The 22,075-nt window shown below is 45.5% G+C and carries 27 protein-coding genes; 15 read left to right on the forward strand and 12 right to left on the reverse strand.

Annotated features, from left to right (window positions below; translation table 11 throughout):
• Positions 1-30 precede the first annotated feature (30 nt).
• The 5 genes from UCH003_RS08785 to UCH003_RS08805 are packed head-to-tail and all read right to left on the reverse strand — an operon-like array spanning position 31 to position 3,538.
• Entirely contained in the window at positions 31-1,080 is a 1,050-nt protein-coding gene (locus tag UCH003_RS08785; protein WP_060826221.1) for a dehypoxanthine futalosine cyclase, read from the reverse strand.
• Positions 1,061-1,597, reverse strand: coding sequence for a hypothetical protein (locus UCH003_RS08790; RefSeq protein ID WP_060826222.1), 537 nt, complete (start codon positions 1,595-1,597; stop codon positions 1,061-1,063). Before UCH003_RS08790 ends, UCH003_RS08785 begins: the two co-directional genes overlap by 20 nt.
• A complete protein-coding gene (locus UCH003_RS08795) occupies positions 1,578-1,871 on the reverse strand; it encodes an AtpZ/AtpI family protein (protein ID WP_060826223.1) in 294 nt (97 codons plus the stop codon). Before UCH003_RS08795 ends, UCH003_RS08790 begins: the two co-directional genes overlap by 20 nt.
• Positions 1,868-3,157 carry a glutamate-1-semialdehyde 2,1-aminomutase gene (hemL, locus tag UCH003_RS08800; protein ID WP_060826224.1) on the reverse strand — a complete coding sequence of 430 codons (1,290 nt, stop codon included), beginning with the start codon at positions 3,155-3,157 and terminating at the stop codon, positions 1,868-1,870. Before hemL ends, UCH003_RS08795 begins: the two co-directional genes overlap by 4 nt.
• Before the next feature lie 60 nt (positions 3,158-3,217).
• Positions 3,218-3,538 carry a c-type cytochrome gene (locus UCH003_RS08805; protein WP_039675199.1) on the reverse strand — a complete coding sequence of 107 codons (321 nt, stop codon included), beginning with the start codon at positions 3,536-3,538 and terminating at the stop codon, positions 3,218-3,220.
• A 247-nt stretch (positions 3,539-3,785) separates the two neighbouring features.
• On the opposite strand from UCH003_RS08805, the gene folD reads away from it, so the two are divergent.
• The 11 genes from folD (at position 3,786) to UCH003_RS08860 (ending at position 12,369) form a co-directional block, all read left to right on the forward strand.
• Positions 3,786-4,637 (forward strand): bifunctional methylenetetrahydrofolate dehydrogenase/methenyltetrahydrofolate cyclohydrolase FolD, encoded by an 852-nt coding sequence (gene folD / locus UCH003_RS08810; protein ID WP_060826225.1) that lies wholly within the window; start codon positions 3,786-3,788, stop codon positions 4,635-4,637.
• A gap of 7 nt (positions 4,638-4,644) precedes the next feature.
• On the forward strand, positions 4,645-5,475 hold the full coding sequence (gene lepB / locus UCH003_RS08815; protein ID WP_060826226.1) for a signal peptidase I: 831 nt from the start codon (positions 4,645-4,647) through the stop codon (positions 5,473-5,475).
• Entirely contained in the window at positions 5,475-6,128 is a 654-nt protein-coding gene (locus UCH003_RS08820; RefSeq protein ID WP_060826227.1) for a site-2 protease family protein, read from the forward strand. The genes lepB and UCH003_RS08820 overlap by 1 nt, the downstream gene beginning before the upstream one ends.
• A 103-nt stretch (positions 6,129-6,231) precedes the next feature.
• The gene (gene rpiB / locus UCH003_RS08825; protein WP_060826228.1) at positions 6,232-6,672 is read left to right on the forward strand and encodes a ribose 5-phosphate isomerase B; all 441 of its coding nucleotides are present in this window, start codon (positions 6,232-6,234) and stop codon (positions 6,670-6,672) included.
• Positions 6,662-6,994 (forward strand): membrane protein, encoded by a 333-nt coding sequence (locus UCH003_RS08830; RefSeq protein WP_039675209.1) that lies wholly within the window; start codon positions 6,662-6,664, stop codon positions 6,992-6,994. The genes rpiB and UCH003_RS08830 overlap by 11 nt, the downstream gene beginning before the upstream one ends.
• 61 nt (positions 6,995-7,055) lie before the next feature.
• Positions 7,056-7,604 (forward strand): adenine phosphoribosyltransferase, encoded by a 549-nt coding sequence (locus tag UCH003_RS08835; protein ID WP_060826229.1) that lies wholly within the window; start codon positions 7,056-7,058, stop codon positions 7,602-7,604.
• Between the two features lies 1 nt (position 7,605).
• Positions 7,606-8,811 (forward strand): tryptophan synthase subunit beta, encoded by a 1,206-nt coding sequence (gene trpB / locus UCH003_RS08840; RefSeq protein WP_039675213.1) that lies wholly within the window; start codon positions 7,606-7,608, stop codon positions 8,809-8,811.
• Between the two features lie 4 nt (positions 8,812-8,815).
• Positions 8,816-9,505: a DedA family protein gene (locus UCH003_RS08845; protein WP_060826230.1), complete on the forward strand. Its 690-nt coding sequence runs from the start codon at positions 8,816-8,818 to the stop codon at positions 9,503-9,505.
• Complete coding sequence (locus tag UCH003_RS08850) at positions 9,495-10,946, forward strand: leucyl aminopeptidase (RefSeq protein WP_060826231.1); 1,452 nt, start codon at positions 9,495-9,497, stop codon at positions 10,944-10,946. The genes UCH003_RS08845 and UCH003_RS08850 overlap by 11 nt, the downstream gene beginning before the upstream one ends.
• 8 nt (positions 10,947-10,954) lie before the next feature.
• Positions 10,955-11,530 carry a CheB methylesterase domain-containing protein gene (locus tag UCH003_RS08855; protein WP_039675219.1) on the forward strand — a complete coding sequence of 192 codons (576 nt, stop codon included), beginning with the start codon at positions 10,955-10,957 and terminating at the stop codon, positions 11,528-11,530.
• Complete coding sequence (locus UCH003_RS08860; RefSeq protein ID WP_041962563.1) at positions 11,530-12,369, forward strand: CheR family methyltransferase; 840 nt, start codon at positions 11,530-11,532, stop codon at positions 12,367-12,369. The genes UCH003_RS08855 and UCH003_RS08860 overlap by 1 nt, the downstream gene beginning before the upstream one ends.
• A gap of 9 nt (positions 12,370-12,378) precedes the next feature.
• On the opposite strand, the gene UCH003_RS08865 is transcribed toward UCH003_RS08860, so the two are convergent.
• Entirely contained in the window at positions 12,379-12,927 is a 549-nt protein-coding gene (locus tag UCH003_RS08865) for an isochorismatase family protein (RefSeq protein WP_039675223.1), read from the reverse strand.
• A 141-nt stretch (positions 12,928-13,068) separates the two neighbouring features.
• On the opposite strand from UCH003_RS08865, the gene UCH003_RS08870 reads away from it, so the two are divergent.
• Entirely contained in the window at positions 13,069-13,602 is a 534-nt protein-coding gene (locus UCH003_RS08870) for an RBBP9/YdeN family alpha/beta hydrolase (RefSeq protein WP_039675225.1), read from the forward strand.
• A 26-nt stretch (positions 13,603-13,628) separates the two neighbouring features.
• Here UCH003_RS08870 and UCH003_RS08875 read toward each other — a convergent pair whose 3' ends face one another.
• Together UCH003_RS08875 and htpX are read right to left on the reverse strand one after the other, a co-directional pair.
• On the reverse strand, positions 13,629-14,009 hold the full coding sequence (locus UCH003_RS08875) for a cupin domain-containing protein (RefSeq protein ID WP_041962565.1): 381 nt from the start codon (positions 14,007-14,009) through the stop codon (positions 13,629-13,631).
• Positions 14,010-14,031: 22 nt separating this feature from the next.
• On the reverse strand, positions 14,032-14,886 hold the full coding sequence (htpX, locus tag UCH003_RS08880) for a zinc metalloprotease HtpX (protein ID WP_060826232.1): 855 nt from the start codon (positions 14,884-14,886) through the stop codon (positions 14,032-14,034).
• Between the two features lie 109 nt (positions 14,887-14,995).
• Between htpX and UCH003_RS13595 the strand changes: the two genes are divergently transcribed.
• Positions 14,996-15,385 carry a hypothetical protein gene (locus tag UCH003_RS13595; protein ID WP_082709175.1) on the forward strand — a complete coding sequence of 130 codons (390 nt, stop codon included), beginning with the start codon at positions 14,996-14,998 and terminating at the stop codon, positions 15,383-15,385.
• 37 nt (positions 15,386-15,422) lie between these two features.
• Positions 15,423-17,618: a 5-methyltetrahydropteroyltriglutamate--homocysteine S-methyltransferase gene (gene metE, locus UCH003_RS08885; RefSeq protein ID WP_060826233.1), complete on the forward strand. Its 2,196-nt coding sequence runs from the start codon at positions 15,423-15,425 to the stop codon at positions 17,616-17,618.
• Positions 17,619-17,671: 53 nt separating this feature from the next.
• Here the strand turns inward: metE and UCH003_RS08890 are convergent, their stop codons facing one another.
• Together UCH003_RS08890 and UCH003_RS08895 are read right to left on the reverse strand one after the other, a co-directional pair.
• Positions 17,672-18,013, reverse strand: coding sequence for a type II toxin-antitoxin system PemK/MazF family toxin (locus UCH003_RS08890; RefSeq protein ID WP_039675231.1), 342 nt, complete (start codon positions 18,011-18,013; stop codon positions 17,672-17,674).
• Positions 18,000-18,227: a ribbon-helix-helix protein, CopG family gene (locus tag UCH003_RS08895; protein WP_060826234.1), complete on the reverse strand. Its 228-nt coding sequence runs from the start codon at positions 18,225-18,227 to the stop codon at positions 18,000-18,002. Before UCH003_RS08895 ends, UCH003_RS08890 begins: the two co-directional genes overlap by 14 nt.
• Before the next feature lie 146 nt (positions 18,228-18,373).
• Here UCH003_RS08895 and UCH003_RS08900 point away from each other — a divergent pair, with 146 nt between their 5' ends.
• Complete coding sequence (locus tag UCH003_RS08900) at positions 18,374-19,495, forward strand: hypothetical protein (protein WP_060826235.1); 1,122 nt, start codon at positions 18,374-18,376, stop codon at positions 19,493-19,495.
• 15 nt (positions 19,496-19,510) lie between these two features.
• On the opposite strand, the gene UCH003_RS08905 is transcribed toward UCH003_RS08900, so the two are convergent.
• Both UCH003_RS08905 and UCH003_RS08910 read right to left on the reverse strand, forming a co-directional pair.
• Positions 19,511-20,122, reverse strand: a complete 612-nt coding sequence (locus UCH003_RS08905) for a 3'-5' exonuclease (protein ID WP_060826236.1) — start codon at positions 20,120-20,122, stop codon at positions 19,511-19,513.
• A gap of 1 nt (position 20,123) precedes the next feature.
• Complete coding sequence (locus UCH003_RS08910) at positions 20,124-21,935, reverse strand: DUF294 nucleotidyltransferase-like domain-containing protein (protein WP_060826237.1); 1,812 nt, start codon at positions 21,933-21,935, stop codon at positions 20,124-20,126.
• Positions 21,936-22,075: the final 140 nt, after the last annotated feature.

Here is a 22,075-nt window from a genome sequence, read left to right on the forward strand (position 1 = left end):
ACAAAATCACCAATGCGATTATTAATTTTTTCATGCAAATTTCTCCAAAATCGTATACGCCGTATCCCGTTTGGCGGGAATGGAGCCGATGTCTTTGATGAGTTTGATCATCTCGGCTTGATTCATACGATTAGCCGCACCTGCGGCTTTAACGACGTTTTCTTCCATCATGGTACTTCCCAAATCGTTTGCTCCGAACAGAAGTGCCAACTGGCCGATGTAACTGCCTTGCGTTACCCATGAACTTTGAATATTTTTAAAATTATCCAAATACAAGCGACTGACCGCTAAAAGCCGTAAATAACGATTGGAAGACTGTTTTTGAATTTCGGGATGCTCGGCTTTCAACTTCGTATGATCGCTTTGAAAACTCCACATAATGAACGCGCGAAATCCACCCGTTTCATCTTGCAACGCTCTGATTTTCTCCCAATGCTCGATGATCTCTTCATCGCTCTCCAGCGTTCCGAACATCATCGTAGCGGTTGTTTTCATGCCGATTTCGTGCGCGCTTTTGTGAACGTCGAGCCACTGCTGCGCACTCAGTTTTTTCGGTGCAACCAAATCGCGCACGCGGTCGCTTAAAATTTCCGCTCCGGCTCCGGGGATACTGAAAAGCCCTTTGGCGTGAAGTCTGGTTAAGACCTCTTTGTAACTCAATTTGGAAATGCGCGCGATATAATCAATCTCTATCGCCGAAAATCCGTGGATCGTAATGCTCGGATAATGCGTGGCTATCCACTCCACCAATGCTTCATACCATTCAATTTTCAACGTCGGATGTACGCCGCCTTGAAATAAAATCTGCGTGCCGCCGATAGCGATCAATTCTTCGATTTTCTCTCCGATTTGCTCAAACGAGAGCACGTACGCCTCTTCTTCTTTCGCATGACGGTAAAACGCGCAAAATTTACAATCGACCCAACACACGTTGGTATAATTGATATTGCGATCAACCACAAACGTCGTTATATTTTCGGGGTGAAGCTCCCTTTTTCGTGCCGACGCCATCTGGCCTAAAGTGTTGAGATCGACTTCGCGTATTAAACGCAACGCTTCCTCACGACTCATACGTTCCATAAAAATCCTTTTTTAAAAACACCGCGCCGAACAAGCCGCAAAGCGGAATGACGCTGAGCCCTATCAAAAATGCTACGGCATCGAATCGGCTCTTATGCACTAAAACCAACAACGTTAAAAATAAAATACCGTAGGTTGCGATACGATACACCGAAAGTGCACTTTTATAGCTTAAAGAGAGATTTTGAAAACTCTCTTTAAAGCCGATTTTAGGCGGTTTTTTCTCTGATTCGAGCGGGGAGTCTTGCATCGTAGCGTCTTCGTTCTCTTTTTCGCTTTCTTCGTCATCATCTTCGTAGTAATGCTCAAATTTATCCGGCGGTATTGCTCCCGCTGCCAAACGCGATTGTACCATGCGGTGATACGAATAAAACGACGCAAACGTAATCAACAAAGAACAGGCAAACGCCGCTTGCGTGTTTAAAAGCCAGTTACCGCCTTGCATCAACGAGACGGCAAGAACCGCTACGTCCCCCGCAAGGTACGCCAGCAAAAGCTTAACGCTCGTCTTTCTCATCGTCGTCTTTGACATGTCGGTAATTTTGATAGCGTACGTCGTCTTTAAGCTCATCCAGCGAACGAAGGTTTTTTTTGTAGGCTTTGTAAACATTCAAAATTGCTCCGCCTACGCCCCAAAAAACGCCGAGCCATAAAAGCCACGGCATTTGGAAGTATCGGCTCATCCAAAAGCCGGCTCCCGCGCCGAGTGCTACGGCGACGACCATCGAAATGCCTAAAGAGAGCTGTTCGGCTCCCTCAATTAATCTTCCGTATTTCGGTTTTTCGCTCATGCCATCTCTTTAAAAACTTTTTGCGCCGCTTCGATCGTATCGTCGATCATTGCGTCGCTAATAGCCGTCGAAATAAATCCGGTTTCAAACTGTGAGCACGCAAAATAGAACCCCTCATTCAACATGCCTTGGTGAAATGCCGCAAAACGCTTCGTATCGGACGAAAGCGCATCGGCAAAATTTCTCACGGGCTTATCGTTAAAGAAAAAGCCGAACATAGAGCCGATCGCATCGACTTGCAGTGCGATACCCGCATCACTAGCCGCACTTTTAAGCCCTTCGACCAAGCGTTTAGCTTTGGCTTCCAGCGAAGCGTAAACGACTGCTTCATTTTCGATGAGTTGCTCAAGCGAAGCCAAACCCGCCGCCATCGCGACCGGATTGCCGCTGAGGGTTCCGGCTTGATATACCGGACCTTGCGGCGAAAGGTTATCCATAATCTCGGCACGTCCCGCGAACGCACCGACGGGCATGCCGCCGCCGATCACTTTTCCAAACGTCACCAAATCCGGAACGGTACCGTAAATACCTTGCGCTCCTTTTAACGAAGCGCGAAAACCGCTCATCACTTCGTCAAAAATCAAGAGCGCGCCGTTTTTTTCGCACAAGGCTTTTAAATCTTCCAAAAACTTCGGATCGGCGGGAACGAATCCCATATTGCCCGCAAGCGGTTCGATGATGACGCACGCGATGTTTTTAGAGTGTTTAAAGCACTCTTTGACGCTTTTAATATCGTTGTATTTCGCAAGCAACGTATGTTTCGTCAAATCGGCGGGAACGCCCGGAGAGCTGGGATTGCCAAACGTCGTCGCGCCGCTTCCCGCTTGCACCAAAAGCGAATCGCTGTGCCCGTGATAACATCCCTCAAATTTGACGATGTCGTCTTTACATGTAACGCCTCTTGCCAAACGAATCGCACTCATAACCGCTTCGGTTCCGCTACTGACAAACCTTACTTTGTCGATTTCGGGGAAAAGTGAACAGATTAAACCGGCAAGTTTGGTCTCCGCTTTGGTCGGTGCTCCAAAACTAAGTCCTTTTTTTACCGCTTTGATGACCGCTTTTTCGATCGTATCGTCGGCATGACCGAAAATAAGCGGTCCCCAACTTTGAACGTAATCGACGTAACGGTTATCGTCGACATCGATCAGATACGCTCCTTCGCCTTTTTTGATAAATAACGGCGTTCCGCCCACGCTTTGAAACGCCCGAACCGGAGAGTCCACGCCTCCGGGAATGACGCGACACGCTTTCTCGTACGCTTTGACGCTCTTATCCTGATTCATCTTCATTCCTCGTACTCTATTTTTGATTATTTTACTGAAACTTTGCCTATAAACCGCTTTTTACTTTTTCACTTCGCTTGAGACGTAATAATACAAACTATCGATCTCTTGCCACGTTAAAAAGTAGGTCGGCATGACTTTATGTTGCGTTGTTAAGGCGTGAAAAAAACGCTCTTTGCTTAAGTTTGTGATATTCGGAGCTTCTAAAACGACGGGTTTGCCTTTGAGCGTATATTGAGAGATAATCGTACCTTCCCCTTTTTCTCCGTGGCATTTATTGCAACCGATTCCTCGAGGATTGGAATAGAGCATTTTGGCATATTCCATTTTTGTAATAAAATCTTCACTCCGAAGCGATACGCCAGACAGCAGTAAAAACATCGTAATCCCAAGCCCCAGTCGCTTCAAAACCCTTTTATCCCTTCTTTAATAGACGTCTTGCAAAATCCGCTTTACAAGAGGTAAAAGCACCCAAGGGTGCATGGGCACTCCACCGACGAGAACCCGATGTTAACGTCGTCTTTGCAGCTTTACTTCAAAGGCGTATTCTCAAGCGTTCATACTCTTTTGCAAGAACTTTAATAGTAAGTTTGCTATAGTACCAAAAATGAATTTAAAGGATGTTTGAATGCAAATCCTTGACGGAAAAGCACTGTCGGACCAAATCAAAATTCGCCTCAAAAAGGAGAGCGAAGCACTCGTTGAAAAAGGCATCACTCCCGGACTTGCCGTTATTTTAGTCGGCGACGACGCCGCGAGTCAAACGTACGTTAAAATGAAAGAAAAAGCGTGCGACATCACGGGAATTTACTCCATCATTCACAAAATGCCCTCTTCGATTTCCCAAGAAAAAATTTTGGAAACCATCGCCATGATCAATACCAATCCGAATATTGACGGCGTTTTGGTTCAACTTCCGCTTCCCAAACACATCGATACGACTAAAATTATCGAAGCCATCGAGCCTCGTAAAGACGTCGACGGCTTTCACCCTTTTAACGTCGGACGGTTGGTTGCCGGATTGGAAAGCTTCGTGCCGTGTACACCCCTTGGCGTTATGCGCCTTTTATCCCACTACGCCATCGATCCTAAAGGATTAAACGCCTGCGTCGTAGGAGCTAGCAATATCGTCGGAAAACCGATGATGAATCTTCTCTTAAACGCAGGAGCAACGGTCGATATTTGCCATATTTTTACCAAAGACCTCAAAGAACATACGAAAAAAGCCGACCTTTTAATCGTCGGAGTGGGTAAACAAAACCTCATTACCGAAGATATGGTCAAAGAAGGCGCGATCGTTGTTGATATCGGTATCAATAAAACCGCCGAAGGACGCATCGTCGGCGACGTGGATTTTGAAAACATCGCACCGAAATGTTCGTATATCACGCCGGTACCAGGAGGCGTCGGTCCGATGACGATCGCGATGCTGCTTGAAAATACCGTTAAAGCCGCACACCATCGCTTGAACGCAAAATAGGAAGATTATGAAAAATTTTATCCATCGATTTTACCACTTTTCCAACAGTTGGACGGGAACGATTATTATCGTTTTATTCGTTATTTTTTTCGTCGCGCAAGCCTTTGTGATTCCCAGCGGTTCTATGAAAAAAACCCTACTCATCGGCGATCATCTTTTTGTCAAAAAGTTTTCGTACGGTCTTCCTACTCCGCATCTTCCGTGGCTTGAAATTCCCGTTTTACCCGATTTTAACGGTGACGGGCATTTGATCTCCTCAGAAGGTCCAAAGCGCGGAGATATCGTTGTTTTTCGTTATCCAAAAGACCCTAAAGTCCACTACGTCAAACGTTGCGTCGCACGCGAGGATGATGAAATTTTATTTCAGGACAAGAACCTTTATGTTCACTTTAGCGAAGGCGACGACTACATTAAAACGCATTATCCTGCCGATAAAATTAAGACCATTGCAGGAAAACTTTGGGTCAATAACCCGTATAAAGAGCAGTTTCACGGTATTCATTACGACGACGGCGTCGATTTGTTCGCACAGATGGTTTTGCATCTAAAAGCCAATCAATTGGCGATGAAACCGGCACTCGTTGCGGAACTTCCGATGGTTGCGGGCTATAGCAATTTCAACGCTTTTTACGCTAAAGTCGAAAAAGGACACTATTATATGGTCGGAGACAATCGCGACCACTCCAACGACAGCCGTTTTTGGGGTAGCGTTCCCTACAGTCTTATCGTCGGCAAACCGTGGTTTGTCTATTTTTCATGGGATGACGACTATAAAATAAGGTGGAACCGTATCGGAAGATCGGTCGATAGCCTCCAATTCGACGAGACGCTTTTCTAATGGAGAGTATCAAACTTATCGAAATTGCGGCAGTCGTTTTAGCCTTGATGATCGCTATTATCGGTCATGAAATTATGCACGGCTACGTAGCGTATCGCTACGGCGACGACACCGCTAAACATATGGGAAGACTGAGCGTCAATCCGTTTGTACATGTCGATTTGGTCGGAACGATCATCGTGCCCGCCGTTTTGTTTTTGAGTAACGCTCCTTTTATGTTCGGCTGGGCAAAACCCGTTCCCATTTATATGCCAAGCGTCATTCGAAACGGCGGCTATAAGGCGGCGATTGCCGTTTCACTTGCGGGGATTGCTTACAACTTTACGCTGGCAATCCTAGCTTCTGTCGTTTTAAGCCAATTAGGCGATATTAGCGAAGTCAACAGTTACGTCGAATATTTTTGGGTCTATTTTCTCGTACAATCGATGATTTATAACGTCGTCTTGGGTATTTTCAACCTCTATCCGATCCCGCCGCTAGACGGTTCGCATGCGCTAAGCTATTTGGGGCGCATTTTCGGTTGGAATGCCTTGGTACGCTTCTACGAATCAACGGAACGTTACGGCATGATTATTCTTATCGTCTGTATCGCAACACCGCTTTCTTCTTACTTTTTTATGCCGATTCGCGTCGTTTTAAGTTGGCTTTACTAAAGTGCTTCTTTTTTGACCTAACACCGTTTTATTCGGGCTTTGTTAGGTCTGTTTTATAATGCGTGTGCTATAATCGAAACGATTATGTTCTTAAAGGATAGACGTGAAATTTTTTATTGCAACCGACCATGCGGGCGTTGCTATCAAACCGGACGTTATAGCGATGCTCACAGCGATGGGGCATGAAATCGTCGATCTTGGACCTTTTTCCCAAGAGAGGGTCGATTATCCCGATTTTGCGCATGCATTGTGCACGGAAGTCTTACAAAATCCCCAAACGCAAGGCATTTTGATCTGCGGATCGGGTATCGGTATGAGCTTGGCGGCTAACAAACATGTCGGCATTCGTGCCGCATTGTGCCATGACGCCTATACCGCTCAAATGGCGCGCGCCCATAACGACGCCAATGTTTTGTGTTTCGGACAACGTATCGTAGGACTCGGCGTGATCGAGTCGATACTTCACGCATGGTGTGCAACCTCTTTCGAAGGAGGCAGACATGCACACAGAGTTGAAAAAATCGAGTTGACACATGGCGTTTGAATGGGTTTTGACAACGGCGCTTTTTTCGGTTTGTCTTTACTTGCTCGTCATGGTGTTTTACTACAAAACCCTGCTTCGCAAAGAAAAACGCGGCAATATCGTGATTAAACAAACCCTCAACGATGCCGAAGTCGTCATCCGCAAATACCAAGTCCAGCTTCAACGCTCTTTGGGCAATATCGATATTTTAAGCGATGAGCTCAAAAAGGTGAAAAACGATCTCAAATCCTTACGAACCCGTAACAGTCAATACCGTATGGAAGGCGATAAGCTTCGCCAACATATCAAAGAGCTAGAGGGCAAAATCGAGGCGTTGTTGTAACTACGCTACGTCGGTCGATTTGCTTTGTATCTCAATTTAAAAAATTCTATAAAGGCCGTTGATGCATCTTTTAAACGAGAACGATAAAACATTTCTTCTTCAGTCCATCCGCGAAATCGAGGATTTTCCCAAACCCGGTATTAAATTCAAAGATATTACGACGCTTTTAGGCGATACGAACGCTTTTAATCTCCTTATGGATCATCTTGCCAGTCGATACGAAAACCAACAAATCGACTACATCGCCGGCATCGAAAGCCGAGGCTTTATTTTCGGTGCGGCGTTAGCGGCACGCCTTCGCACGCGTTTCGTTCCGATTCGAAAACCGGGCAAACTTCCCTATACTACTATTAGCGAGAAATACTCGTTAGAATACGGCGTGGACGAAGTTTCGATTCACATCGACGCTTTTAACGGCGTTGCCAATCCGCGTGTCTTGCTGATTGATGATTTGATCGCTACCGGAGGCACGGCAACCGCCGCGGTCAAACTGATTACCAAAGCAGGAGCGACCTGCGTCGAAGCATGCTTTGTGATGAACTTGACGTTTTTACAAGGCGATTTGGACATTAAGAAAATGACCTCCGTCTATTCCGTGTTGGAGGTGTAACATGTACATTCCACGCGCTTCAAAATTTGATCCGGACGCAAACGGACACTTCGGGATTTTCGGAGGACGCTACGTTCCCGAAACCTTAATGCCTATCTTGATCGATTTGGAAAAAGAGTATCGCAAACTTCGCTTCGACGAACACTTTTGGACGGAAGTCAACCACTGTCTGAACGAATACGTCGGACGTCCTTCCGCACTCTTTTTTGCCAAAAATATTTCGCATGAACTGGGTGCAAAAATTTACCTTAAACGCGAAGATCTCAATCATACGGGCGCACACAAGATCAATAATACCGTGGCACAGGGCTTGATTGCGAAAAAGATGGGTAAAAAACGCGTTATCGCCGAAACGGGTGCCGGACAACACGGCGTTGCCACGGCGACGATTGCGGCACTTTTAGGCTTGGAATGCGAAGTTTTTATGGGAGAAAAAGACGTTGAACGCCAAGAACTCAACGTCTTTCGTATGAAGCTTTTGGGTGCTAAAGTCCACAGCGTCAAAAGCGGAAGCCGTACGCTTAAAGATGCGATGAACGAGGCCATTCGCTACTGGGTGACGCATGCGCGTGATACGTTTTATATTATCGGCACCGTCGCAGGCCCGCATCCGTATCCCATGATGGTACGCGACTTTCAAGCGATCATCGGTTACGAAGCCAAAGCGCAAATTTTGGTCAAAGAAAAAAGTCTTCCCGATTACGTCATTGCCTGTATCGGCGGAGGAAGCAACGCTATGGGGATTTTCAGCCACTTTTTAGGCGAAGAAGGTGTGAAATGCATCGGTATCGAAGCCGGAGGTTTGGGTATCGAAACCGATAAACACGGTTGTTCGCTTGCCAAAGGAAGTCCCGGTGTGCTTCACGGACAGATGAGTTATCTGTTGCAAGACGACGACGGACAGATTTTAGAGGCACATTCGATCTCCGCCGGCTTGGACTATCCCGGTATCGGACCTGAGCATGCTTACCTCAAAGAACAAGGTGCGGCGATTTATGAAAACATTACCGATCAAGAGGCACTCGATGCGTTCGTCTGGCTATCGCGCAAAGAGGGCATTATTCCGGCGTTTGAGAGCGCGCATGCCATTGCCTATTTGAAAAAAATCCCTAAAGATGAGATTAAAAACAAGATCGTTATCGTCAATCTTTCCGGTCGCGGCGATAAAGATATGGTGCAAGCCAAATCAATTTTAAACATAGGATAAGGGCATGATGCATACGATCGGAAAACATACCGGAAAGCTTTTTACGCTTCTCATGGTCGTAGCCCTTCTCACGTTAGCTTACGTCCTTTATCAAGCACCGGCGGAAGGACTGGAAAATAAGTTTATTTATTTGATGAAAGCTTACGGATACATTATCCTTTTTGTATGGAGTATGTTGGAGGGCGAAAGCGGCTTGATTATGGCGGGGCTTTTGTCTCATACGGGCGATATGAATCTCTTTATCGCGATTTTCGTGGCGGGACTCGGCGGTTTTGCCGGAGATCAGGTCTATTTTTACATCGGTCGTTTTAATAAAAAATACGTCCATATGAAACTCAAAGGTCAACGTCGGAAGCTGGCACTCGCGCATCTTTTACTCAAAAAATACGGCTGGCCGATTATCTTCGCACAACGTTACATGTACGGATTGCGTACGATTATTCCGATCTCGATCGGCTTAACGCGTTACGATGCCAAAACCTTTGCCTTTATCAATCTTATGTCGGCATGGTGTTGGGGCGCATTTACGATTTTGCCCGCTTGGTATTTCGGCGACGAAATTTTGATCGTCATACACTGGGCAAAAGAGCATTGGTATTTTGCACTTCCTCTTGCCGGACTAATCGGCGGAAGTATCTACTACTATTTTCATAAAATGACGGATAAAACCTTTAAGGAAAAACATGCACGTTAATATTCTAAACCAAAAATTATTTGATTCGACAAGCGACGTTAAAGTCGTTTTCGTCGTCGCAAAAGCATTTGATCACCGATGGATTCGCGATAAAGAGAGTTTTGAACTGTTAGGATTCAAAGGCGAAAGCGAAGAGACGCTCTTCGTTGCCGCTTCTCGGATTCTTTACGTCGGTTGCGACAGTTTGGATGCCGAAGATATTCGTTTGAGTGCGGCAAAAGCGTTGGAAGCCTTGAAAAAAACCAACGTCAAATCCGTCTCTATCGGAACGTATTCTTCCGATTGCCCCGGTATGAACGTCAAAGCACTTGCCGAAGGATTGATGCTTGGAAGCTATGTTTTCGATCAGTATAAAAGCAAAAAAGAGCCTTCAACCTTAGAAAGCGTTTTTATATGCCTCGAAGATTACGCGCGCACCGACGTCTCCGTAGAGACGGCGAGCAAAGCACTGAAAGAAGGAACGCTTATCGCAGAAGCGACGAACTTTGCCAAAGCGATCGTCAACACGACGCCTTTTGACATGACGCCCATCGCCTTGGCGAAACTTGCTCAAACCCTCACGTCGCTTCCAAACGTGACATGTAAGGTTATGGACGAGACCTTTTTGAAAGAACAAGGCATGAACGCTTTTTTAGCGGTCAATCGCGCAAGCGTCCATCCGCCGCGTTTGATCCACCTGACGTATATGCCCCAAGCACCTAAAAAACGTTTGGTTTACGTCGGTAAAGGATTGACGTACGATAGCGGCGGACTGAGCTTAAAGCCTAGCGAGCATATGGTGACGATGAAAGCCGATAAAAGCGGCGGCGCGGCGGTAATGTCGATTTTAAAAGCGGCGGCGGAACTCGAATTGCCGTTTGAAGTGCACGCCATTATCGGAGCAACCGAAAATATGATCGGAGGCGACGCCTATAAACCCGACGACGTTTTGGTTGCTAAAAACGGTAAAACCATCGAAGTTCGCAATACCGATGCCGAAGGACGCTTGGTTTTGGCAGATTGTTTGTGTTACGCACAAGAACTCAAGCCCGATCTTTTGGTCGATATGGCGACCCTCACGGGTGCTTGCGTCGTGGCGTTGGGCGAATACACGACCGGTATCATGGGACACGATAGCACTCTTAAACACTCTATGCAAAAAGCCGCCGATAAAAGCGGCGAACTCAGCGGTATGCTGCCGTTTAACAAATACCTCAAAAAGCTTTTGAAAAGTTCGGTTGCCGACATGTCAAACATCAGCTCCAGCCGTTACGGCGGCGCGATTACCGCGGGATTGTTTTTAGACAACTTTATCGAAGAGGCGTATAAAGACAAATGGCTTCATTTGGATATTGCGGGACCTGCGTATTTGGAAAAAGCATGGGGCTATAACCAATCGGGTGCAACGGGTGCTGGCGTACGAATGAATCTCTATTGGATGCTTGAAGAAGCTAAAAAATAGTACCGCAGATGAAACCTAAACTCATCTTAATCGGGGCTTCCACCGGAGGTCCCGGACATCTTAAAAAGATTTTATCCTCGCTTCCCTCTTCTTTTAACGGCATTATTTTAATTGCGCAACATATGAACAGTACGTTTATTCCGAGTTTTATCAACCAATTTCAGACGGAACTCGCTTTTCCCGTACACACGCTAGACGCGCGTACGCTTTTAACGAACGGTCATATTTACATCTGCGCCGGACACGCCCGCGTTAAAAGCGAACCCAATGCCAATACCTTAAGAGCCGAACCGGTCGAACAAGGCGATACGCCGTACAATCCGAGCATCGATACGCTTTTTCTTTCCGCTCTTTCATGCGTCGAAGATGCCGATATTTTAGCGGTTTTATTGACCGGTATCGGGCATGACGGCGCATTCGGCTTGAGCGAACTTCAAAAAAAAGGGGCACGCTGTATCGCCGAGAGCGAAAAAACCGCGATCGTTTACGGTATGCCTAAACGCGCGGTGGAAATCAACCCGCAAATTAGTTCTAAGCCTTTAGACGATATTATCGTCTCGATCAATCAATTCGGAGCACCGTAATGTTCTTCTGGAATCGAAAACAAGAACCGACCTCGCCGCAAACGCTTTCTAAAGAGCCTGAAGTTTTCAACGCCCTCGGATTAAACGACCTATTGCACTACATTAAACGAGAAATCGGCGTCGATCTTTTTGCCAAAAACAGTATTATCGAGACGAAGTTGCGTCTTTTTTGCGAACGAAAAGAGATTTACAGCTTTCGCAAACTTTTCGAAACGCTTCAACACGATAAGGAATTACGCCAAGAGTTGATCGATTTGGTCACGGTTAACGAAACCTATTTTTACCGTGAGGAGAGCCAGCTCGAGTTGGCAATTACCTTTGCATTGCGGATTCCGCATGTTAAAATTTTATGTGCACCTTGCGCTTCGGGAGAAGAAGTCTATTCGCTTTCGATGATGTTGCAAGAAAGAGGTCGCATGCCCAATGATTTTAGCATCACGGGAATCGACATTAACTCCGAAGCGATCGATAAAGCTAAGAATGCCTCGTTTTCGGAACGTTCGTTACACAAACTCGACGAACGGCTCAAAGAGCGTTATTTCATCAAAGACGAGCGTTCTTATAAAGTCAAATCGACCTATTTTACTTCGGTCGATTTTAAGAAGGTCAATATCTTCGAGCATGACTTTTTAGCACTCGGAAATTTCGACATTATCTTTTCGCGCAATATGCTCATCTATTTCGACGACGACTTTCGTCTCAAAACGATCGAGCGTTTCGCGTCGCTTTTGAAGAGTGAAGGCAAGCTCTTTTTAGGGCATGCCGATATTATTCCCGAAAACCGATTTTTTACCAAATATACCGAAAACAGGCTTTCGTACTACGTTAAAAAAGGCTAAGCTCCTTTTTTAACGCTCTTTTACCAAGCGACTGATCGCTTTAAACTCGGCATGTTCTGCTGTGCCTAAGAGTTCAAAAAGGATCGACTCGACGGTCGCAAGAAAAATTCCTTCTTGTTCCATACGCCGCAAAGCCGTCTCACAATCGTACCCGTAACGAGAACCCACTGCGTCGGTACATACGATCACGTCAAATCCTCTTTCTTTCAGATCCAATGCCGTTTGTAAAACACACACGTGCGCTTCTACTCCCGCAACGATGACGCTTTGCGTTTCGTAAGCTCTCAGCGTTTCGGTCACGTTTGGATTTTGGCAACAACTAAAACTCTTTTTCTCGTAAACCTCTCCGTCTCCTAAGAGCACTTTCAACGAAGCGATCGTCTCACCGAGCCCTTGGGTGTATTGTTGGTTGCAAACGATCGGTACCGATAAACATTGCAAGCCCTGAACCAACGTACACAAGCGTTGTTCGATACGTGAATGTCCTTCTATACGGTAAAAAAGCTTCTCTTGTACGTCTACTAGCATCAAACACGCGGTATTGACCTTTGGTCGCATACGTCCTCCTTCGGTGAACTTTTTTAGAATACCCTAAGCCCTCTTTCGTATAATCGTCTTCAGACTTCTTTCATGACCCGCAAGCAAAAACGTTGAGAGGTAATGAAAGAAACCTAATTCTTTTCACGCATAAGGGACACTATGAAACCCTCCGTACTCATTCTACCCGGCTACCAAGGCTCCGGTGAAACGCACTGGCAAACGCATTGGGAAAAAGCCAACCCCGATTTTTTTCGCGTCGAACAGCGCGACTGGGAAGAACCGATTGCTTCCGAATGGGCGGAACAACTCGAACAAACGCTCCAAAAATGCGAAAAACCCGTTGTTTTAGTCGCACACAGCATCGCGTGTTTGGTGCTTGCACACTGGGCAAGCAAAGCGCATACGCCGATTAAAGGCGCATTGATCGTTGCACCGCCTAATCCTGAAGAAGCGATTTTTCCTAAAAGTGCTCAAGGCTTTGCACAAACGCCGATGATGCGTTTTGATTTTCCAAGCATCGTTCTTGCCAGTAGCGACGATCCTTACGCAACGATGGCGTACAGTAGACGCCTCAGCGATGCATGGGGAAGCAAACTGATCGATCTTGGCAAACGAGGTCACATCAATACCCAAAGCAATCTCGGCGCATGGGAAGAAGGGTATGCGTACCTGCAAAGTCTGCTTCACATGTAAGCATAAAGCCCTTGTTGAAGGGCTTGCTAACACTCTTGGTGACAGCCGCCTTTTTTGCGTTTGACCATCTCGATTTTGTCTTCAAGATTAGGAACCAAGCATAAAAATTCGTAATCTTCTTCGCCGATTACGTCGTACGAATGCGCCACGCCCGCGGGAATAAACAACACGTCGTCCTTTTCGGCGATGAAAAGCTCTTCACCCAAGCGCACTTGCGCTTTACCTTTTAAAACGTACTGTTCGTGCTCGACTTCGTTGGTATGATAGGGCATATGTCCGCCTTTTTTGATCACAAACTTTCGCATCGCAAAATGGGGTGCGACTTCGGGAGAGATGAGCATCTGCATACTCGCACCTTCGCCTGATTGAAGCGGCGTGCTGGGGATTTCATTCAAAGCTTTTTTCATCTGTTTGCCTTTACATGTAAGATTAACGTAACTCTAATTTTAACTCTTCCAACCTTGCGATTCGATCTTCCGTACTCGGGTGTGTCGAAAAAAGCGAAGCAAACGAGATATTTTTACCCGAAAAAGGGTTCACGATAAACATATGAGCACTCTCCGGCGTCGCATCGTGCATCGTACCTCGCGCATTGTAACCGGAGAGTTTTGCAAGAGCACTTTGAAGCCATTCGGGATGTCGCGTTATACGCGCCGCACCTTCGTCCGCCATGTATTCGCGGTTGCGGCTGATCGCCATTTGAATGACCGCCGCCGCCAAAGGGAGGATAATCGCTAAGACGATCATCACGATAGGATTGGGTCGATTTTCCCTATCGCCGACTCCAAACATCGCGCCAAATTGCATCATATTGGCGATCATTCCGATCGCTCCGGCAATCGTCGCCGCAATCGTACCGATCAGAATATCGTAGTGGCGAACGTGGCTAAGCTCGTGCGCCAAAACCGCTTCCACTTCTTCATCGTCTAAAAGCTCTAAAAGTCCCTCCGTAACCGCAACGGCGGCATTTTGAGGATTACGACCCGTCGCAAACGCATTGGGGACGGATTCGGGAATGATGTACACTTTGGGCATCGGCAGAGCGGCTTTTTGTGCCAATCGCTCGACGATGGCATAAAGTCCGCTTGCTTGTGCGCGCGAAACTTCGACGGCATTGTAATGACGCAGCACCAAGGTATCGGAATAAAAATAGCTCACGAAGTTCATAGCACCCGCCAACACGAGTGCCATCAACATACCTTGCGTTCCTCCCATCATACCGCCGACCCATACGAACACTAAGCTCATTAACGTCAATAATACGACGGTTTTGACCGTTTCCATCACGTCACTCCTTCAAAGATAATCGTTTTATTTTACCCAAGATTGGTAAATAGTTTTTACATGTTAAGCGTTGTGCTATAATACAACCACTCTTTTAAAAGGATACTGTGTGCGGCTACCTCGTGGCTTTGGCAAAAAAGGCTATTTTACGCTCTCTTCCATTCAAGCATCCGCTATTGAGCAAAAAACCAAACGCCGACACGTACGCTTACGCTATACCGCCCGTCTTTTGAGCGACACGGACGAACACGAAACAAACGAAGACGATCCACCGCCCTTAAGCCCTGATCTGTTACTCCTTATCTCATCCTACCGTCCAAGACGTTGCCAATGCAGTCGACTTTTTGCTTCACGCGCACACTCTGCCATCAAGCGTGCTCGAAAACGACGTCAATGCAACTGTAATTGCCGCTATTTTAGCTTCCGCCGTACCGGTGTTCATCCGCCCTCTTTTCTTTTTACACCATCACATTTTCGCCTTCTGTGCCGTGATCGTTGACGGCTTTATACTTGAATCGTAAAAAGGAAATACATCCATGTCACAAACGTACGTTACGGGTTTTCCTCGAATCGGAGAAAACCGAGAACTCAAATTTGCCCTAGAGGCATTTTGGGCACGCAAAATACCCTTTAGCGAAGTGAAAACACTCGCAAAATCCCTTCGCGCCAAACACTGGCGTGCGCAAAAAAATTGTGCGATCGACTTTATCGCATGCAACGATTTTAGCTATTACGACCTCATGCTTGACACGAGCGTTCTTTTGGGTGCAATCCCCAAACGCTTTTTAGACATCGAAGATCCGATCCAGCGTTATTTTGCTATGGCACGCGGCGACGCGACGCATCAAGCGATGGAGATGACCAAATGGTTTAACACCAATTACCATTACATCGTTCCCGAACTCGAAACGAAGACGCGATTTAAACTCGATACGCGTAAAATCGAAGAAGAATATGCCGAAGCGAAAGCCTTAGGATTATCGCCTAAGATCAATCTGATCGGACCGATCACGTTTCTAGCCCTCTCCCGTATGCAAGACGCTACCGATGCTTTTGGTTTATTTGACGCGCTTTTAGAGGCGTATGAAGAGCTCTTTTCCTTCTTAAGCACGTTTGATGCGACGCTTCTAATCCAATGCGATGAACCGATTTTCGTCAAAACCTTAGAGCCTCGTTATCTTAGTCTACTCAAACGAGCGTACGATCGCTTAGGCAAGGTCTCCTCGTCGCTTAAAATCAGCGTCGTGACCTACTTCGATCATGCCAAAGAAGCGGTCGACGTCTTGGTAACAACGCCGATTTGGGCGATCGGTTTGGATTTTGTTTACGGCAAAGAAAACCTTGACGTGCTTTCGCATTTTGGCGACAAATATCTTATTGCAGGGCTTATCGACGGGCGCAACGTTTGGAAAAATGACCTGAATGCTTCGCTTGGGCTCTTAAAACACATCCATGAATACCTTCCCAAAGAGCATGTCATCCTCTCTACTTCTTGCTCGCTTTTACATGTACCCTATTCGCTTCAAAGCGAAACGAAACTTCCGCTTGAAGTCAAAGATAAACTCAGCTTTGCCATCGAAAAACTCTCGGAATTAGAGTCGTTACGCGCGCATTTTGACGTCGGCGTTTTCGTCAAAAACGATACCTCTAACGCTCCTGCTCCCCAAATGCCGCAACGCCCTTTCTTTCCGAAACGCTCTGCGTATGCACAACGCCGCATCGTACAAGAGAAGCAATTAGGTCTTCCACTTTTGCCCACGACGACGATCGGCTCGTTTCCGCAAACCCAAGAGATTCGATCTTTACGTGCTTCGTTCAAAAAAGGAGAACTCTCCCAAGAAGCCTATGAAAGCGAACTTCAAAAAGCCATTGAGGCGTGCGTGCGACTTCAAGAAGAGCTAGGACTCGACGTTTTGGTACACGGCGAGTTTGAACGCAACGATATGGTCGAATACTTCGGCGAATTGTTAGAGGGTTTTGCCTTTAGTACACACGGTTGGGTGCAAAGTTACGGTAGCCGTTGCGTTAAACCTCCTTTGCTTTACGGAAGCGTTAAACGAAAAGCACCGATGACGCTTTCATGGATCACGTATGCCCAAAGCCTAAGCGATAAACCGCTCAAAGGTATGCTCACGGGTCCCGTGACGATTCTCAACTGGTCGTTCGTGCGTAACGACATCCCCAAAAGCGACGTCGCCTACGAAGTCGCACGTGCGATTAGCGATGAGATCGACGATCTGCAACGAAGCGATATTCGCATCATTCAAGTCGACGAAGCGGCGTTTAAAGAGGGCTATCCGCTGCGTTCAGAGAAGATCAAAGCGTATGAAGATTGGGCGGTCGAGAGTTTTAAAGCGAGCGTTTCCAGCGCATGGGATCAAACGCAAATCCATACGCATATGTGTTACAGCGACTTTAACGACATCATTCACACCATCGAGCGTCTCGATGCGGACGTCATCACCATCGAAACGGCACGCAGCGGCAATACGCTTCTCAAAGTCTTCAAAAACGTAGACTATAGGGCACAAATCGGACCGGGCGTGTACGACATCCACTCGCCTCGCGTTCCAAGCGTTGAAGAGATCACAACGCAAATCAAAGCGGTACTCGAAGTTTTCCCCAAAGAACAACTCTGGATCAACCCCGATTGCGGGCTCAAAACCAGAGGCTGGGAAGAGACGAAAGCCGCACTTAAAAACATGGTCGAAGCGGTCAAAGCATTTCGATAAAGATCAACCGCAAGGGGAATTGTCTCCTTGCGTCTGCTTTACATGTCAGGCTTTTAAAGCGTAACTTCCTCAAAGAGTTCTCTTAATTTTTGAAGCTCTTGGGGCGTTAATGTTGCTAGTTTTTGGATGAAACGCTCATTGTCAATGGCTCGTATTTGCGTAACAACCACATCTGAATCTTGCTCCAACAGTTCTCTTTTAGCAATGCGCATACGAATGGGTTCGGCATCATCAATCAGTGAGGTGCTCAGTGGGAAAATAATGGTGGTTGGGTACTCGCTTTGGTTCAACTCATCGTTTTGAAACACAACCGCAGGTCTTATCTTCCCCATTTCATTATTTTTCTTAATTGGATTGAGGTTCACAAGCCATATATCGCCCTTACAGACCGTCATTCAACGTTCCTTCAATGCTCTCATAGACGGCTTTGTCTGCCTCTTTTGTTTTTTCAACCGCTAAACGTATGCGTGATTTTTTTTCCGATTCAACATTAGTAGCATAAAATTCTATCGCATCACGTATGACATCACTTTTTTTCTTACGCAAGGTTTTAGCGATGCGCTCAAGCTTCAATTCTAGGGCTTCATCAAGCCGTACCGTCGCCGTCATGGTGTCTCCTTGTAGTTTATAATACAGTATTATAGCATACTCCATTTTAAAGAAGCAGTATTTATTAAATTACACATTGACTTACCACCCCCACCAAATGATGTATAATAAGCCTTAATGTAAATTCTTGAAGATTAGGGGCACATATGAATGAAAAATTACAAAATGGTGTGCAAGAATTATTAAATCTCAAAGAGACTTGCTTAGCGGCAATCGTACCTCATTTTGATGCAAGTTTTTTAGAAGAGACAAATAAACTTTTTGAGAAAATTAGAGAAATAGATTTTTCTAAATTGGACGAAACAAAACAATCAATTATTTTAGCCCAAATTCATGCTTTCAATAGTGCAATTAAATTATTTATTGCCGTACCAGAAGCATCATCCCGTCAAGCACAATTTACGACAACAAAAGACTCTTTATTAACTGCCTTAAATGAACTTGAGAGCAAGCCAGAAAATGCTCGTTTAAGTATAAAAAATATTCTTTCAGAAAAAGCTCCCAATTACACTCAAATAGAACAAGCTATCAACACATTATCTGCCAAAATAGAAGAAGAAACGCAAACAAGAACTAATGATTTCAAATATTATCAGATTGGATTAACTAAATTAGAAAAAAAATTAGAAGATTTAGCACCTATCGAAACCCTTACTACGGATGCAACAACAACTTTAAACCTTGCGAAAGAAGCTTTAGATAAAGCGCAAAAAACAAAAACCATAGAGTTTTCGGATACATTATCCCAAGAATATAAAAGATTAGAGAGTAAATACTTTAGGACTGGTATTGTTTGGCAAGCCTTAGCCATTGCGTCATTTATTGGTATTTTTTGTGTTCTGTACTATCATAAGATTTGTTTACTAGTGCCAAGTGATGAAATGGAAAAGATATTCCATGATGGTTTGGTGAATTCCATTTATGCACTAAGCCCTATTTTCTCTAAAATTGGTCTCATTGCTTTTTTTGCTACAGTTTCAGGTGTTTGTTTGAAAATATATTTTCAATACAAGCGACTTTCTCAAGAGTACAGACAAAAATCACTTCTTGCTAAAAATCTTTTGACGGGACATGATGTATTAAAACCTTATATAGGCGATAAGATAGATACAGCATTTATTTTACCAACGATTGAAAAAATGTTAGAAGACCCTCTTTCAAAAGTTTACTCCAAACAAGACTCTCATGAAAATACACTTGGTCTTGCTGAAAAGGTGCTTGAATTGACAAAAAAAGGGAAAGAGTTAGGGGCTACAACTAAAGATTAATCTTTACATGTAACCTTACACCCTCTCAATATTCCGAAGCTTTATATACATCATCGCCGTCATTACCGCATCATTGAGTGCGTCGTGTTTTCCGAAGATGGGGAGTCCTAAGTCGTTCATCATCACGTCAAACCGTAGGTCGATGACGCCATCGGGGATTAGTTTGATCTTTTTGTCGTGGTAGAGCCCTGAAACTTCGGTTTGAGGGTTGGGTAAGGTGATGCCAAGCCACGGTTTGATGTATTTGTGGATCATCTTCATATCAAACTCAAGGTAATACCCAACCAAAGGGCGAGCGCCGATGAAGTGTAAAAACTGCTCTATCGCCACGTGCGGGGCGATGCCGTTTTCCAGATCGATATTGCGGATTTGGTGGATTTTAATGCTCGCTTCGTTAATCTCACGGCTGGGTTTAACGAAAAGCTCAAACTTTTGCGAAGTTAAAATTTTATTCTCTTTGACGATCACCGCCCCGATGGAGAGAATCTCGTCTTTTTTAGGGTTAAGCCCCGTCGTTTCGGTATCGAAAACCACGACTTCGTCCAAAGGGGGCGCGTCGAACAAAAACCGATACCGCTCGTCTTTGAGCTTTTGAGCGTTACGATAACGCAGCCATTTTTCCCACATGTTAACTTACCAACGACAATTTAAAATGGTGCGTCAAAAACTTTTTAAAGGTATTGACGATCTTGAAACTGTCTTTTAAAAGTTCGAGTTCGAGTTGATTGAGCTTTTCAATGCGAATCAAATTGTCAGAAGGCGCATCATCGCCTCGCTCCAAACGCTCTTTCAAACGCAAGCTTAAAAAAGTATCCAAAGCTTCGATGAGGGTTGAGGCAAAATTGGCGTCGAAAACCTCTTCTTTGGCAAGTTTTTTAATGCGCGTCACGGTATCGGTCGCTTCGATTTTGTACTCCAACGCCAAACTGCGAATCCCGTGAACGATCGGGAAAATACCTCCTTTTTTGACGTCGATGCGGTTGTCTTCGGCAATCAGATGCGCGAACATACCGATAGGCGTTTCAAACGCTACCGCCGGTTTAGCAAAATTGGCTAAAAGCGGGCTTTGCCCTTCAACGCCTTCATAGAGTTTGCGTTTCACGTGAGCCAGCAAACGACGATCACCCGCAACGGCGATGCTGTCGACGAAAATCGCCATATTCATGACATCTTCCATATTCGGCGCGTCAAGCCACCGCACAATCTCTTTTTCGTATTCGCCTAAAGATTTGCGCCAATACGGATTGGAAACCATGATATTTCCCTCGCATTTGGGGAATCCAAAATCGATCAAAATTTCATTAAACCGCTGCATGTAAGGCACAAATGCCTCCGTATCTTCTTTTTCGGCAATAATGAGTGCGTTGTCCTGATCGGTTTTGAGCATCTGCTCTTTTCGACCTTCGCTTCCCATCACGATCAAACACGCCTTCTGCGCCAAAGCTTCCGGAACGATCATATGGTAGAGTTTTTCATAGATTTTTTCATGAATTTCCGAAATCAATTTGGCGATATAATCGACTTTCGTACCTTTAACGTGAAGTTTTTTGACAATACTCGTCACGTCCAAACTCGCTTGTTTCAGCTCTTCGAAGCTTGTTGCTTTGCGGATCTGTACCGCAACCAAATAGCTGTGATTGGCAAAATAGCTCAGCAAATCCAACTGCTCCAAAATCCCGACGATCTCGCCGTCTTTAGTCACGACGAGCCGTTTAATCGAATGTTTGGTAAACATTAAAAGCGCGTTAAAGAGATAATCGTCCGCCTCGATCGTAATCATCGGAAAAAGCGCAATCGGTCCGATGCTTGCTTCTTTGTCATATCCTTCAAAAAGCACGTGCCGTCTGATGACGCTATCGGTCACGATGCCGTACCCTTGCGCGCTTCGCACGACGATGCAACTGCTTTTTTTGGCTTCCATTTGCCGCAAAGCACTCATAATGGAGCACTCCGTTTCGACGACGGTGGGTTCGTGTAGATAGCTATCGTGCACGCGCGCCATCATAAAACCGGAGAGCTCGGTCGTATACTCTTTTTGTTTAGCGGATTGTATTTTGTTGGCAAGACCTTGAATGTAATAGGCTTTAAACGCGGCGTTGCTGTCCAAAAGTGCTAAAAAATCCTCTTTTTTTAGCTCGTAGCAAATCAGCTCTTCCAAAACCTTAAAATGGCTCTCGCTTTTACCGTAGATCAAGGCGTCCGCATCGAACGAACTGGATTTGCCGTAAACTTTGACCAGCTCCTCTTCTTGGTATTCGCCGACTTCACCTTTGATAACGACGTATAAAAATTCGGCATTAAGCGAGGGCGAGAGCAAAAGCGTCTCTTTTTTGTAGTAAGCGATGTTCACCGAAGCGATGACGCCGGACATCTCTTTTTTGCTTAAAAGCCCAAACGGATAGATCGAGCGTAAAAACGCTTCCAAATCGTACATACTCATCTTCACGCCTTTACATGTCAAAATCGTTCGTTCGTCGTCTTAAATCCATTTTGTACTAAGATGATTGTAACGTGAAGAGAAGCAAAAGGCTCTTACATGTCGGCTCTTTTTAGATGCTTCTTAGCGAAATGTGGCATAAT

Source organism: Sulfurospirillum cavolei, assembly GCF_001548055.1.
Taxonomy (GTDB): Bacteria; Campylobacterota; Campylobacteria; order Campylobacterales; family Sulfurospirillaceae; genus Sulfurospirillum.